Source organism: Paraglaciecola chathamensis S18K6, assembly GCA_000314955.1.
GTDB lineage: Bacteria > Pseudomonadota > Gammaproteobacteria > Enterobacterales > Alteromonadaceae > Paraglaciecola > Paraglaciecola chathamensis.
On the sequence record BAEM01000034.1, the window covers coordinates 67,045 to 82,609 of the forward strand.

The 15,565-nt window shown below is 44.9% G+C and carries 11 protein-coding genes; 6 read left to right on the top strand and 5 right to left on the bottom strand.

What is annotated here, in order from left to right; translation table 11 throughout:
• The first annotated feature begins 88 nt into the window (after positions 1-88).
• From acnA to GCHA_RS22625, 3 genes are all read left to right on the top strand, one after another.
• Positions 89-2,812 (top strand): aconitate hydratase AcnA, encoded by a 2,724-nt coding sequence (gene acnA / locus GCHA_RS12905; protein WP_007988886.1) that lies wholly within the window; start codon positions 89-91, stop codon positions 2,810-2,812.
• A 302-nt stretch (positions 2,813-3,114) separates the two neighbouring features.
• Positions 3,115-3,273 carry an entericidin A/B family lipoprotein gene (locus GCHA_RS22620; RefSeq protein ID WP_007988888.1) on the top strand — a complete coding sequence of 53 codons (159 nt, stop codon included), beginning with the start codon at positions 3,115-3,117 and terminating at the stop codon, positions 3,271-3,273.
• 46 nt (positions 3,274-3,319) lie between these two features.
• Positions 3,320-3,496: a hypothetical protein gene (locus GCHA_RS22625; RefSeq protein ID WP_318248972.1), complete on the top strand. Its 177-nt coding sequence runs from the start codon at positions 3,320-3,322 to the stop codon at positions 3,494-3,496.
• A gap of 102 nt (positions 3,497-3,598) precedes the next feature.
• On the opposite strand, the gene GCHA_RS12910 is transcribed toward GCHA_RS22625, so the two are convergent.
• The 4 genes from GCHA_RS12910 to radA form a co-directional block, all read right to left on the bottom strand.
• Positions 3,599-5,689, bottom strand: a complete 2,091-nt coding sequence (locus tag GCHA_RS12910) for a putative bifunctional diguanylate cyclase/phosphodiesterase (protein ID WP_007988895.1) — start codon at positions 5,687-5,689, stop codon at positions 3,599-3,601.
• Positions 5,689-6,219, bottom strand: coding sequence for a YfiR family protein (locus GCHA_RS12915; RefSeq protein ID WP_318248973.1), 531 nt, complete (start codon positions 6,217-6,219; stop codon positions 5,689-5,691). Before GCHA_RS12915 ends, GCHA_RS12910 begins: the two co-directional genes overlap by 1 nt.
• A 7-nt stretch (positions 6,220-6,226) precedes the next feature.
• Positions 6,227-7,294 (bottom strand): transporter family protein, encoded by a 1,068-nt coding sequence (locus GCHA_RS12920; RefSeq protein WP_318248974.1) that lies wholly within the window; start codon positions 7,292-7,294, stop codon positions 6,227-6,229.
• Positions 7,295-7,470: 176 nt separating this feature from the next.
• Positions 7,471-8,835 (bottom strand): DNA repair protein RadA, encoded by a 1,365-nt coding sequence (gene radA / locus GCHA_RS12925; protein WP_007988898.1) that lies wholly within the window; start codon positions 8,833-8,835, stop codon positions 7,471-7,473.
• A 276-nt stretch (positions 8,836-9,111) separates the two neighbouring features.
• On the opposite strand from radA, the gene GCHA_RS12930 reads away from it, so the two are divergent.
• Positions 9,112-11,640 (top strand): PilZ domain-containing protein, encoded by a 2,529-nt coding sequence (locus tag GCHA_RS12930; protein WP_007988899.1) that lies wholly within the window; start codon positions 9,112-9,114, stop codon positions 11,638-11,640.
• 33 nt (positions 11,641-11,673) lie between these two features.
• Here the strand turns inward: GCHA_RS12930 and serB are convergent, their stop codons facing one another.
• Positions 11,674-12,747 (bottom strand): phosphoserine phosphatase SerB, encoded by a 1,074-nt coding sequence (gene serB, locus GCHA_RS12935; protein WP_007988900.1) that lies wholly within the window; start codon positions 12,745-12,747, stop codon positions 11,674-11,676.
• A gap of 240 nt (positions 12,748-12,987) precedes the next feature.
• Between serB and tsaA the strand changes: the two genes are divergently transcribed.
• The gene (gene tsaA, locus GCHA_RS12940; protein ID WP_039992504.1) at positions 12,988-13,710 is read left to right on the top strand and encodes a tRNA (N6-threonylcarbamoyladenosine(37)-N6)-methyltransferase TrmO; all 723 of its coding nucleotides are present in this window, start codon (positions 12,988-12,990) and stop codon (positions 13,708-13,710) included.
• Between the two features lie 121 nt (positions 13,711-13,831).
• Entirely contained in the window at positions 13,832-15,547 is a 1,716-nt protein-coding gene (locus tag GCHA_RS12945; protein ID WP_007988903.1) for a proline--tRNA ligase, read from the top strand.
• Positions 15,548-15,565: the final 18 nt, after the last annotated feature.

Below are 15,565 nucleotides of genomic sequence, written 5' to 3' on the forward strand. Positions count from 1 at the left end.
TAAACTTACCCGTGCTGGTCATTAACAGAGCACGGTTTTCGTTTCTATTTTATAAACATGCGATTTCATTTTGCAGCCGGAGAATATCATGCAGCAAGCATCCCCTTATTTAAAAACTCTAACTCTTGATGGTGAACAGTTTTCTTACTATGCCTTAGATTCACTGTCAAAAACTCACGATATCGAACGCCTACCGTTCGCCGCCAAAATACTACTTGAAAACCTACTTCGCCACAGTGCTGAAGAATTTGTGCAAGAAGACGATATCAATAAACTCGCCACTTGGGATATTAACGATAGTGCCACTACAGAAATTGCCTTTGTGCCTTCAAGGGTGGTACTTCAAGATTTCACCGGCGTGCCAGCTGTTGTCGATTTAGCTGCGATGCGTGACGCTATGGTCGATTTAGGCGGCGATCCGCAAAAGATCAATCCTTTGAAACCGGTAGAACTCGTCATCGACCACTCAGTAATGGTCGACTATTTCGCTGAAGAAGACGCCCTTGATAAAAATACCGCAATGGAAGTTCAGCGCAATAAAGAACGCTATCAATTTTTACGTTGGGGTCAGCAAGCATTTGATAACTTCAAAGTGGTACCTCCAGGTAAAGGTATAGTGCATCAAGTTAACCTAGAGTACTTAGCACGCGTGACCTTTATTGAAGAGCAAGACGATCAAACCTTACTCTACCCAGACACACTCGTGGGAACAGATTCTCACACCACTATGATCAACGGCCTAGGTATTTTAGGTTGGGGTGTTGGCGGTATTGAAGCTGAAGCCGCTATGTTAGGCCAGCCAGTAACCATGTTGATACCTGAAGTGGTTGGCATGGAAATCACCGGCAGTTTACCACCAGGCACAACAGCGACTGATTTAGTGTTAACCATCACGCAAAAATTACGTGAGTTCGGCGTTGTAGGTAAATTTGTTGAATTCTACGGTGATGGAGTTAAACACCTCACCATTGCTGATAGAGCAACCATCGCCAACATGGCACCGGAGTACGGTGCTACGTGCGGTATTTTCCCCCTGGATGAACAAACCGAAACCTATCTTCGTCTAACCGGTCGTGATAATCGCAACATCGATCTGATCAAAGCCTATGCACAAGCCCAAGGCATGTGGGGCAGCGACGCCCAAAAAACGGCAGTTTATCACGCTAATTTACATATCGATTTAGGTGACGTTGTTACCTCTATTGCTGGCCCTAAGCGTCCGCAAGATAGGATTGCGTTGTCAGATGCCGCGGCCGAATTCGATACCTGGTTATCTGAACAAGAAAAGTTGATCATCACTACAGAAGATCCAGAAAAAGGACGTTTTGAATCAGAGGGTGGCCAACAGGTTGAGAAAAACGAAGAATCTTCACAAGTCGATTACAACGGCCAAAAATTTAGTTTGAACGACGGTGCGGTGGTGATTGCTGCAATCACCAGTTGTACTAATACTTCAAATCCGTCTGTGTTGATTGCCGCTGGCCTATTAGCGAAAAAAGCAAGTGAAATGGGGCTATCCGTAAAGCCGTGGGTGAAAACCAGTTTTGCTCCTGGCTCTCAGGTGGTCACCGAGTATTTAAACAAAGCGAACCTTACCCATGAACTCGAAAATCTGGGATTTCATCTTGTCGGTTATGGCTGTACGACGTGCATTGGTAACTCAGGCCCCTTACCCGAGCCGATTAGCGCGGCTATCCGTAAAGAAAAGCTCAATGTTACCTCGGTGTTATCCGGCAATCGAAACTTTGAAGGGCGTATTCATTCTGATGTCAAAGCCAATTACCTTGCCTCACCGCCTTTAGTTATCGCATATGCATTAGCAGGAAACATGCATATAGATTTGTTAAAAGAACCGTTAGGCACAGACAAAAACGGCAAACCGGTATATCTACGAGACATTTGGCCAAGCAATGAAGAAATTCAAGCGTTAGTGACTGACGTAGTCAATAGCGAAATGTTTTCTGAGCGCTACAGCCATATATTCGAGGGAGACGAAACCTGGAATAACTTAGATGTGGTTGACAGCGAACAGTACAATTGGCCCGAATCAACCTATGTGAAAAAGCCAACCTTTTTTGACGGCATTACGCAGCAACCTGAGGCTATTGATGCGATAAGCAATGCGCGCTGCTTGTTAAAGTTAGGAGATACAGTCACCACGGATCATATATCACCTGCTGGTAGTATTGCTCCAGATGGCCCAGCGGCTCAATACCTTAGAGCCCATGGCGTAGAAGAGCATGACTTTAACTCATTTGGTTCTCGACGCGGTAATCATGAAATCATGATGCGCGGGACCTTCGCCAATGTCAGATTAAAAAATCAGTTGGCGCCGGGCACAGAAGGTGGCTGGACACGTTTTCAGCCGTCAGCCGAGCAGATGTCTGTTTTTGATGCCGCAATGAAATATCAAGAACAAGGCACGCCAAGTATTGTCATCGCTGGTAAAGAGTACGGTACAGGTAGTTCGCGAGACTGGGCGGCAAAAGGCCCATTATTACTCGGTGTTAAAGCCGTTATTGCCGAAAGTTATGAACGCATCCACCGTTCCAATTTAATTGGTATGGGGATTTTACCTTTGCAGTTTAAACCTGGCGATGATGCACAAACACTGAAGCTCGATGGCACCGAGCAATACTCTATTAGTGCGATTGAAAAAGGACAGAAAGAGGTGTGCGTGTCGGTGAAGGGCGAAAACGGGGAGTTTACTTTTGATGCTCAGATCCGCATCGATACACCGAATGAGTTCAGCTATTTTAGCGATGGCGGCATTCTGCAGTACGTTCTTCGCAGTTTAAATAAGAAAGCATAAGACTAATTATAACAGTACCCTCATTATTCAAAGCCGACCTATATAGGTCGGCTTTTTTGTGGGCGAGCACTATTTTTTGGCCCGAGAGAGATAGCATGAGCGAAATACAACGAGTGGGATACCACCCAGTAAAATTTATCTTTTCATTGAGTAGCAATTACCCAAGTCACCCCCCCTCACAACCCAAAAACCATAACCAATTGATAAATATGCATTTTTAATTAACTTTAAAGTTGGCACGAGAATCGCTTAGTTATATGTAAGTAAAGTGTAAAATCACTTAACAATAAGGAACCAAGATAATGAAAACTCAAATTATAAGTTCGTTGAAAGCCTTGATGAATTCACTGGTATTAGTCGCTATCTTAATCACCGCTTTAACCTCTTGTGCCACGATTGACGGGGCCGGACAAGATATTGAAAGCGCCGGTGAAGCTGTTCAAGACGCAGCGAACGACTGATAACTGATAGTCAACGAGTGAGTTAATGAGTGAATAGCTCGCTCACATGCGTAACCGGCTCTCACAGCTGGTGTATGAAAAGTCGATTATTTTGTCTGCTAAAGAAGACACCCGTTATGATATTCGAACAGAAGCGGAGCCTTCTCCCTATCTAGGGCGAGCGATACTGAATCCTCCTACTCGCATCACAGTGGATTTTCTCGGCTGGGAGGGGGGTAGATAACCAACATCAAAATTTGGCGCTAAATACCGACGCCCCATAAAGGTGTTAGTGATAAACGGGGAAACGCGCAGTGCTTGTTTTAATAGTCGACACAGGCGCTGTTTAAAAATTGCGTAAGTAGATTTCAATCTCATCAACAGGCAAGGGTTTACTAAAGTAATAGCCTTGAATAACGTCACACCCCATAGATTTCAGCTTTGTCACTTGATATTCATGTTCAACACACTCAGCAACAGTACTAAAACCTAGGCTTTTTCCCAAGGTAATAATAGAGCGTACAATACCCTCGTCTCGCAACAAATGCGCATCGCTATGGGGTATTTCGCTGTGAGTCCCCTCAACTAAATCGTTAATAAAAATACCGTCGATCTTCAGGGTATTAATAGGAAGATCTCGCAGATAACTCATAGACGAGTACCCTGTGCCAAAATCATCAATGGCGATTTTAACGCCCAACGCTTGAATAGCACTTAATACTTCAACCACCAATTCGGTCGATGTTATAAAGGTGTTTTCAGTAATCTCGATTTCTAAAAACTGCCCTGCAAGTCCTGTTTGAGTTAGTGCCCCTTCTATCGACTCTAGGCAATGTGGCCCCATTAAAAAAGAGGCGGGAAGATTAACGGCGACAGGTACGATTTCAATTCCGGCGCGCTGCCAATCAGCATTTTGCTGACAAGCCTGTTTTAACACCCACACGCTGATGGACTCCATTAAACCTATGTCTTCAGCAATGGGTAAAAATACCGCAGGACTGACTAACGCTTGTCCATTATTCCATCGAATTAACGCTTCTAAGCCAACCGGCTTCTGGTTGTTAACCTCGACTTTCGGCTGATATACCAAGGTAAAATGTTGCTGCGCTGAGGCTTGACGTAGTTGTGTTTCCAGTTCTAAGCGCCACACTGAGGCGTTCAACATATCTTGGTCAAAAAATCTAAACTGCCCAGGGCCTAATTCTTTCGCTTTGTACATACTTGTATCAGCGTGTTTGAGCAAGCTAGAAGCGTCTTCACCGTCTTGAGGGAAACATGCAATACCAATGCTGGTCGAGATATGAAGCTGATGCCCTGCAGCAATCAGAGGCAAGCTCAGGGCGCTGATAATCTCCTTGGCTAACCCTTCTACTGAATTTAGATCGTTTGGGTTTTGAATAACGATTACGAACTCATCTCCCCCCCAACGTCCTACGACATCGTTCTTAGTCAGTTTGTGCTGGATCTTTTTAGCCACTTCAACCAATAGTCTATCGCCCACGAAGTGGCCTAAGCTGTCATTAATGACTTTGAAGCGGTCTAAATCTAAGAACATCAACGCCAAATTCGATTTATCATCACGCGCTTTTTCGATTGCTTGGGTGATTTTTTCAGTCAGTGAGTGCCTGTTGGGTAATTGAGTAAGCGCATCAAAATTAGCGCGCTCGTAAAGTTGCTCTGTACGCAACTCTACTAACCCCTCTAGATGCTCTCGATGTGAACGCAACTTTGATTGATGGTCTTCTATAGTATCTAACATAGAGTTAATACCATTGACTAAGCGCCCAATGTCATCTTTTCTTCGATTAAAGATCCGCTGATCGTAGCGGCCCTCTTTGGCCACATAATCCACTAAATGGATTAACCGCTTAACCGGGGATTGCAAGCGTTTTTGCATGCGCCAATTCAGCAGATAAGCCAACAATGAGCCTAACAGAAACACCCACAACACCATGCGCCCATAACGATATTGCTGTGCTTGCAACGAAAGCGTGTCAGCCGACAGAACAATAAACCCGAGCAGTTCGTTATCTAGGGTGATCTGTTGGGTGAGGTAAAGGTTGTCGTTCGCAAAAAAATAACCTGGTTTTATGTCCTGAGACATCGTTTCCCGTTTTGCTCCTTGGCGAGCATAAATAGCAAAAGGTGTTTTTTGTGCATCCAATAATTGCGCGTATCTTACGGCGGGTATTTTGGCCAACGACGCCAATATAGTGTGCCCTGCTTGCTCATCATGAAAAAGTAGCGCTGAACGACTCGCTGCAGATAGCAACGAGGCATTACTGTCCATGGTTTTCACCAAGTTATCTCGATAATCATCAACGAAAGCAGAGTAAATGAGCAACGCCGCGATAGCCAATATCAATAGGTTGGTTCCAATCACCGCCATCAATTGCTTTTGGAAAAAGGAAGCTCGATTGAATTTAGCCAGAATCATTAGCGAATAATCCTTGCTAACTTAAGCAATTCAGAGCTGGCAATGACGTCAATCTTGGCTAATTGCGCTATATCGAACTCGAAACGCACCTTTTGCGCTTGGGTATAAAAGCGAATTGCAGCGTGCACTTGCTTCACATCTAAAGACTCTAGTACAACAACTGCCCGCCTTAATTGACCCAAGGATTGCTCTATAGATGACTGAAAATAAGCTAGGTGGCAAAGTGGCTCTTGAAGTGTATGACCGATAACGATCCGCACTTTATTCGCCCCCTGATTATGCCGTGCAACAAGCGCTTGCATAAATTGATAAAACGGCTCATCACTGTGCACACATAACCGAAATTCGTTTTGCGCACCGCTGTTTACCGGCCAACTCATATATTTTATAAAATTAAGGACATAAGCAGCTTTAAGCTTGCGCTCTTTAGTGACTTCCTCTTCGGCGTGTCCCGATTGTGCAAACAATACACAAAACAAAAAAATACACTTGCAGAGTTTTACTACTTTCTCTTTCATCAAGTCAGACACATTCACACTACATTAAACGCGAAAGGGTTATACCAGACTGGAAATTTTCTTTCGGCTGGGGCCCATTCAAATTCTGATAAATTGGCTTTGAAAACGAAACGCTTAACGCATATGTTTCACTGAACTTCCATCTGACACCCATTTCCGCACTGACTTTCTTGCCGCCGTATAATCTAGGATTGGTAATACTTGCCGGATAAGGAAATGCGCCAGCCAGGGTAATCTCATCATCTTGACCATGGATCGCACTTCGATACTGGTAAGCCAAACCCAAGAATGGTTTTATATTTGCTGTCGCATTAAACCGGTATGTGCCTGATAAACTATAACTATTCCCTAGCCGATAATCTCTGTCATTCTTGCCGGTACGGATCATGGCTGACATGCTAAGGCTAAAATCATGTTTGCCCATGCTCTGATAACTAAATTCAACTGGAAAATCATAGGTTCCCGAACCCAGTTGCATTGTGTAGGGCAACTGCTGATTACCTACATCCCTTGGCGTATCCCCTTTTTCATCAATCGAGCCAGTGGGTAGGCTAACGCCAGCGGTAAACCACCAAATGTCTTCAGAGGTCGCGATAAGGCGATGACTAACGGACAACACTGCGTCGCCAGACCCGTCACTATCAATGGTGAACTGGTCATAGTCAGGCACAATGCTTATATGGTCCGTACTTTGGGTAATGTAAGGTATGGAAGCATGCACACGCCAATCTGCATTAATACGATATCCCATGGAAAAAACGTGCACTTGTTGATCGATAACAGTAGGCAGTATCGGGAAATTTTCGTCGCTTCTTTGCGTACCTTGACCCTGCCACAAAACCTCACTGTCAGCGCGTTTGGCATCACCATCTAAATAACCACGAAACTCGGCAAATTTAAAATTATAAGCGAATGTCCACGGGCTCCCAGCTACCGCCTTTGCGGTATCATCCGCAATATCCATTTCGAACAACTCATTCAGGCTGAGTTCGGCAAATTCAGAAGGCGTACTCTGTGCCATACAGAGCGAGGAATAGCTCCCCGCAGTGATACACATAACGATTGAAAAAGAAGAAAGTTTATTCATATTTTTGCTAGACCACGATTTGAAAAAGATAACAACGCTATCACAGATTAATATTTGCTATCTCACTGTAATATCTACCATTTTTATTAGGTTATGGAAATTTGATTGTGGACAGGGTTACACAAGTTACCCTGCACAAACGAGGTCATTATTTTTACCACACCAAGACCAACTAATCAAAGTACTTCAAGGGCTTCACTTAGCCTTGATACCCCGATAATTTCGATTCCATTGACCTTTTGTTTTGGCACATTGGCCTTGGGTACAATTGCCCGTTTGAATCCATGTTTCGCCGCTTCGCTAATACGCTCTGAGCCATTGGGTACTGGGCGAATCTCTCCCGCTAATCCCACTTCACCAAAAGCAATCAACTGCGCATCTAAGGTCTTATTCCGAAAGCTAGAAACTATCGATAACAACAAAGCTAGATCAGCACTGGTTTCTGTCACCTTTACACCGCCTACCACGTTAGCAAATACATCCTGGTCATTCATTTGCACATCGCCATGGCGATGTAATACTGCTAACAGCATCGCCATACGGTTTTGCTCAAGGCCGACTGCGACGCGTCGCGGGTTGGCTGTTTGCGAATAATCCACCAGCGCTTGTATTTCCACTAATAGCGGGCGCGTTCCCTCCCATACTACCATTACAATACTGCCAGGCGACTGCTCTTCGCCACGACTTAAAAAGATTGCCGAAGGATTACTGACTTCTTTTAGTCCACGCTCAGTCATACCAAACACACCTAACTCATTGACTGCGCCGAAACGATTTTTCTGGCTTCGCAAAGTTCGATAGCGACTGTCGCTTTCGCCTTCTAGCATCATTGAGCAATCAATACAGTGCTCTAGCACTTTAGGGCCCGCTAAACTGCCATCTTTGGTTACATGGCCGACCAATAACATAGCAATGTGATTTTGTTTGGCGAAACGCGTTAAATAGGCCGCGCTTTCCCTGACTTGTGACACACTGCCAGGGGCAGATTGTACATCAGCGACATGCATTACCTGAATTGAGTCAATGACCATAATCTGTGGTTTTAAGCTCAACGCCAGTTTACAAATGGTTTCCACGCTGGTTTCTGCCAACATATTGAGCTTATCATTCGGCAGGTTTAAGCGCTGAGCGCGCATAGCGACCTGTTGTAGCGACTCTTCCCCTGTGACATAGAGCGCATTGCGCTCAGTTGCTAACTGGCACATCACTTGAAGCAATAGCGTACTTTTACCTGCACCAGGAGACCCACCAATTAAGATGGCACTACCTGGCACGATACCGCCACCTAGCACTCTATCTAGCTCTTTAAAACTTGATGTAAAGCGAGGTAATTCGGCAACATCGATACTATTAAGCGTTTCGATTTTTGCCCCGGTTTGACCAGCGTAACCACGTAAATTCCGTTCAGGTTGGCTGCGCGCTGGGCTGACAACAAATTCAGTAATGGTATTCCAGGCATTGCAGTCATTACATTGCCCTTGCCAGCGCGGATATTCTGCGCCACAGTCACTACAGACATAGGCAGTTTTACGTTTGGCCATGTTGCTCCAATATTTAGTTCGCGCGATTTAGTTAATACAATCTAGACAATTTAGTTCGCACGATTCAGTCAACACGATACGTGCAATTAAGGGTCTTCACGTACTGGTATTAAAATAAAAATCTCACGATTTTTAGCCAGCCAACGCGAAAAGTGCAAATAAAGCCGCCTATATTAGGGGAACCTTGCACATATTGCATTATGAAAACCTCTGCGTGTGCCGATAAGACGTTATGGCGCTCGTGTTTCACAATAAAAAATAAAGTACGTATTCACTATGAACCAAGATTTTGAACAATATCATGACATTATCGAACAGCTAAAGCCCATGATAAATGAGCCAGAGTTTGGTCAGATCCTCACGCAGGTCGCAGGTTCAGTCCCTAAGCAAAAACGCTTTTTACTTAAGATGGAACTCAAGCGTCTAGCGCGACCTTGTACCCGCTTAATTGATTTACGGGGCTATGTAGATGGCAAATGCAAACTCTATGAGTACGAGGATCAGCAGCACTTCTTAGATGACATAGCCATAGAAGTATTTGAGCGCCAAGTGCGTTCCTTTGGTGAGTATTCCGTGGGCGTATATGAAGCGGTAATGAACACTGAAAATAACTATCGCGTCATGCATAAAAAAGAGCAACAAGCGTCCCTACAACCAACGCAGCGTGAAGAAGACACCACCCCAGCCAGCCAACAATACTTAGCGCCTATTATGCCTTTTGGTGAATATGCCCAGCGCAGCGAAGAGCGCATGAATTATTCCATGAGTGTTGAGCTATTTACTGAAACGAACAAGAGTATGCTAGCAACAACCGTTGACGTATCTCTTAGCGGCTTAAAGCTTAAAATCAGTAAAGAATATAGATTTAAATCAGGCGAGCGCTTAGCTGTTCAATTTCGTGGATTGGAACACGAGTATATGCTGGACAACCGCCAGGGTGTTCAATATGTCATAGAATCGGTTGAGCGTAATGCACAAGACCAACGATTGCATTTAAAGCGGTTATTCGACACCTTAATGCCTAGCTTTGATCGTTTTCTTGAGCGCTTTATTCATGGCAACAAACGCCGTTACAAAGTGAATTTAGACAACACATTTGACGCCATACATAAGAAAACGTATGAGCAGTATTACATCCCTAATTTCACCTCGATCCCGGTTTATATCGAGTCTACAGATGATCAATTTGCCCCCCGCTATGCCTTAGCAAATGATTGTAACCGCCAAGATATTTTCTATTGGAACAATGAGATTAACGACCTGAAGTTAGGTTATTTGTTCAGCGATGCCCGCATTAAGCAATGCCTTTCCTATCCTAAGGGTTCACAAGAAACTTACCTTTATGTATTTCACCATATTAAAAATGAAAAGGTGTACTTTTACTCAGCTTCGCATGAAGAGCTGATCGCCAATGCAAGTTTGCGCGATTTATATCTGAGCTACGGTTCTCGTAAAATAAGCTGGCGCGTTTATAAACTGCAAATACAAGAGGTTGAACCGAAACAAAGCCATCGCCCTTTATCCATTGCTGACAGCATCAGTGAGTCAGTTAAGCGCCAAAATCAACCCCCAACACCGCGTCTCATGTCTCGGTTGCGCCATCTAAGTCATATCGCCTTGTTGACCAATGTGACTGACGATGCCAATACCCTTTGCTATCAAAACTTACCCTTGGAGCGCGCCAAACTGCCTAGCCTGAAAGTGTTTGGACATCCTCGTAACCGCTCACCAGAAAACATTCAAGTATTTCGATTTAAATATGCTAATCAGCGCCGTGAGTCTCGTTTCATGCTGCGCACCGCAATTCAGCTTAAAGTTGAAGATATGATCATCGAGGGGCACACAGAAGACATTTCCATTCAGGGGATTAAACTTGAGCTAAAATCATTTTTTCATAAAAGTACCGATAGTCAGGTAGAGGTCAACTTCCCGCAATTGCAAAAGGTCACTCGCAAGTATGATTTGAGCAACTTATCCTATACGGTACGCCATATATCGAATGAGCGTAATGTACTTCACCTCAGTGTGGTAAACGATGAAAATAGCACCACGACCAAAGCATTTTTTGATGAGTTAATTAAAAACAACCGCTCTAAACTCAAGGCCTACCGGGATGAAGAAGACATCCCTGGCATTGGTGAAGCGTTGCGCAACATATACGCGAATAATGTACCGAATGTGGCGTTTTTCATTCGCAAAGAAGGGGCTAAATATCTGCCTGACGCCACGGCAACATGGGCAGGACAAACGCGCCTGACTAACTTACTGAGTTTTCAAGCACCGCTGGGTGAGTTCAATTTACTGCCGTTATTCGAAGGCTTTAACGGGCCAATGGATTTTATTCAACATACCCTTAGCCACATTAAGCCCCACCAGCGCCCCGTGATGAGCGAATTGTTTGTGGCATTTAATCCGAAAAAAGAAAGTGCCTCAGAGGCAATCAAAAGCTGCTATATAGAGCAGTTTGCAAATGACGACCAACGCCGACAGTTTATTTCCCAAGCGCTTGAGCAAGGCCAGTTTATTGCACTGAAAATATTTATCGCCCGTACCGGTCGCCCCGATATAGACCGTCTGCAATCTGAAATTAACTACGTCGGTGTATACGCCGTGCACAGGGCCAAACAACTTGAAGAAAAATTATGGAACGTCAATGGTGTAGGCGATATTTTGGATATAACAGACTTGGTCATGAGTCGTTATCAATTTGATGCTTTAACCATTCACGACAACCGAGAAAGGCAACAATACCAAGCGCATAAAAGTATCGAAATTGAACAGTTATTAAATTCAGACCAACCCTAAATTGAGCGCCCAATAAGGCGCTCTGGAGATACCTTATTTACGACTGGGAGTGGCTGCTGCCAATACCCAAAGTAACGAATCTAAGCCACCGTTGCGGATAGATATATCAGCTTGGGCGCGCACTACCGGTTTGGCATGAAACGCCACCCCAAGCGCTGCGGCGTTCATCATGACTAAATCATTAGCACCATCGCCTATGGCAATGGTTTGACAGTCCGTAACATCAAATTCATTGGCCATTTCAAGCAAAGTCGCAGCTTTGACTTGAGCATCAACCACGCTCCCTGATACTTGCCCGGTCAACTTACCATCAATGATTTCAAGTTCATTGGCCACAGCACCATCAAGCTCTAGTCTATCTGCGAGATAATCTGCAAAATAGGTAAAGCCACCAGATGCAATTGCGAGCTTCCATTGATGCTGCTTCAAGAATTTTACCAAGTTGAGCACGCCAGGCATGAGTGGCAACGCTCGGCGGACTTGTTGCAATATATCTTCGTTGGCCCCTTTTAGGCAGCCAACGCGGCTGCGTAAACTCTCTTCGAAATCAAGTTTACCTTGCATAGCCTTAGCAGTAACAGTGGATACTTCGTCCCCGACGCCAGCGAGCTTGGCAATCTCATCTATGCACTCAACACTGATTACAGTACTGTCCATGTCCATCACCAATAAGCCAGGCTCATCTAGACGAGGCGCACTTGAAAACAAGCAGATTTCTACTGCATGTTCTGTAGCAATTCGCTCGAGCAGCGGCCTTAAATCTTCAGTGCTCTCGCGCTCAACACGCAATACAACGCCGGCCCCTGTTAACGGGACATCACGTAGAATTTGATAACAAAGTACATTGAGCTTATCTGAAAATGCCATAGATACAGCAAAGACCTTGGCTAGGCTGAGACCTTCAGCAAAAATAACGACACTACTGTGCTCAGCGCTTAAGTCAAACCCCTGCAAGCTAAGCTTGCTTCGCGAGAACCCTTCGTGGGCCACCGTACTGACGATGCGATCATTGATAAAATGAAACTGATTAAACGTTTGATCGGCAATTAAACGTTCCAGAAAGAGGCTAGATGCCAGTTGTTTAGAGTGCGGACTAAATTCAAACACGTATTTGACCTGAATAATAAGTAGAGGTGAATGTTACCAAAGCCAAAGGTAAATGCCACCTGCATTCATCAGCAAAGCCTATATGGGCGGTTTACGTGGTGCAGTTTACATGCGCTAATGTTTAATACTGCGGTCTTGGCGAGTTCCAGCATAACCCAGTGTGAAATTTACTTTGGCTATCTCGCTTTAGACGCTTACCATAGTCAAACATCCAAGCTGTTAACTAACCGAACTGTCACCATGCTCAAGCAACACCCTATTAGCCTGCAGCCACTAGGCGTAATTCGCACTCCATATCAGCAAAAGTTTGCAATTCCTAGGCAACCTAACTTAGTTGATGCCGCCTATGGAGAAGTCGTTTTTAGTGATACGTTCAACGATCCAAACATGCTGCGCGGAATAGAACAGTTCAGCCATTTATGGTTGTTATTTCAGTTTCATAAAACGGCAGAACAAGGTTGGTCTCCTATGGTGCGGCCTCCGCGCCTCGGTGGAAACAAAAAACAAGGTGTGTTGGCCACACGTAGCACCTTTAGGCCAAATAGTATTGGTATGTCGGTCGTTCAGTATCACAAAGTGGAGCACAAAAACGGCCAGTTAAGCCTGCACGTCAAAGGCGTAGACTTACTTGATGGCACACCAATAATCGATATAAAACCCTACGTGCCTTGGGCTGATAACATTCCCCAGGCAACGGGTGGGTTTGCTGCCCAGCCACCACCAACGATGGCGGTGTACTTTGAAAGCCAATGTGCAGAGCAATTAGCCTACTGGCAAAGCAGATACCCTATGCTGAGCAAACTTATCGAACAAGTGTTGGCGCAAGACCCGCGCCCAGCATACAAGGCCAAACAAGAAAGCGATGCTCAGTACGGTATGAGCCTATATGATCTGAACATTCGCTGGCGAGTCAGCGGACAAGCCAATTATGTAACGAGTATCGTTCAGCATGCGCCTGATTAAGAAGAGCTATAAACAGATAAAGTTTAGCAAGATTTAACGTTAAGGGACTTTAGCCTAGCCAGAGTGGCTGGTAGAATAGCCGCCGATTTCTAACCTATACCTAATTGAGAAGCTCACGCCAATGCGCACAAGCCAATATTTATTATCGACCCAAAAAGAAACACCTGCTGATGCAGAAGTCATCAGCCACCAGCTTATGCTACGCGCAGGCTTGGTTCGCAAACTAGCATCAGGACTTTACACTTGGTTACCCACTGGCTTGCGTGTACTAAACAAAGTCGCGCAGATCGTGCGCGAAGAAATGGATCGAGCTGGCTCATTAGAAATACTCATGCCTGTAGTGCAACCTGCTGATTTATGGCAAGAGTCTGGTCGTTGGGACGAATACGGCCCAGAGCTTTTACGCGTAAAAGACCGTCACTTTCGAGATTTTGTTTTAGGCCCAACTCATGAAGAAGTTGTGACCGCCTTGGTCAAAAACGAAGTGAGTAGCTATAAGCAATTACCGCTAAACGTATATCAGATTCAAACCAAATTCCGCGACGAAGTACGTCCGCGTTTTGGTGTTATGCGTGGCCGTGAATTCACCATGAAAGATGCCTACTCGTTTCACTTAAGTGACGAATGTTTAAATAAAACTTATGACGAAATGTTTGCCGCATACTGCCGCGTGTTCGAGCGTATCAATTTAGAATTCCGTCCGGTTATTGCTGACAACGGCTCTATCGGCGGAAACGCTTCCCATGAATTCCACGTACTTGCTGAGTCAGGTGAAGACGATATCGCTTTTAGTAACGCTTCAGATTACGCTGCTAACATTGAAAAAGCCGAAGCAGCAGCGCCGCAATTTGACCGCCCAGCCCCAAGCGCTGAGCTAACCAAAGTTGCCACGCCAAATGCCAAAACCATTGAGCAAGTTAGTGCACTATTAAGCGTTCCTGCACAGCAATCAGTGAAAACACTTATCGTACTGGGTGATGCAGATGATAAAGGTCAACAAGGACTGGTTGCCCTAGTACTGCGCGGCGATCATCAGTTAAACGAGCTTAAAGCAGAAAAATTAGATGGCGTTTTTGCTCCGCTTACTATGGCCAGCGAAGCACAAATTGAAGAAGCTATTGGTTGTGGAATTGGCTCAATCGGCCCTGTTGGTTTAAACATTCCTGTGATTGCAGATCACAGTGCAGCGGTGCTAGCTGATTTTGTATGTGGTGCAAATGAAAATGACGTTCACTACAGCGGTGCCAACTGGGAGCGTGACGCAAAAGAATATCAACAAGCAGACATACGTAACGTGCAAGCGGGTGATCCATCTCCTGATGGCAAGGGTACGCTTGAAATAAAACGTGGTATTGAAGTCGGCCATATATTCCAGCTTGGAAGCAAGTATTCAGAAGCGTTGAACTGTGGTGTGCTAGATGAAAACGGCAAACACCAAGTGCTTAACATGGGTTGTTATGGCATTGGGGTTTCACGTATCGTGGCCGCTGCCATTGAACAAAATCACGATAAATACGGGATTATTTGGCCTGATGCAATTGCCCCATTCAAAGTCGCTATCGTGCCTATGAACATGCACAAATCTCACCGTATTCAACAGGTTGCTGAACAGATGTACGCCCAGTTGAAAGCCGCGGGAATCGAAGTGTTATTTGATGATCGTAAAGAGCGCCCAGGCGTTATGTTCAATGACATGGAGTTAGTCGGCATACCTCACACGATAGTGATTGGTGAGCGTAACCTTGATGAACAAAAAGTAGAATATAAGAACCGCCGCAACGGTGAAAAGCAACTGATTGATATTCCTCAGATTGCAGATTTCATCGCCACCTTATAAAGCGACTTTCAGTAAGTC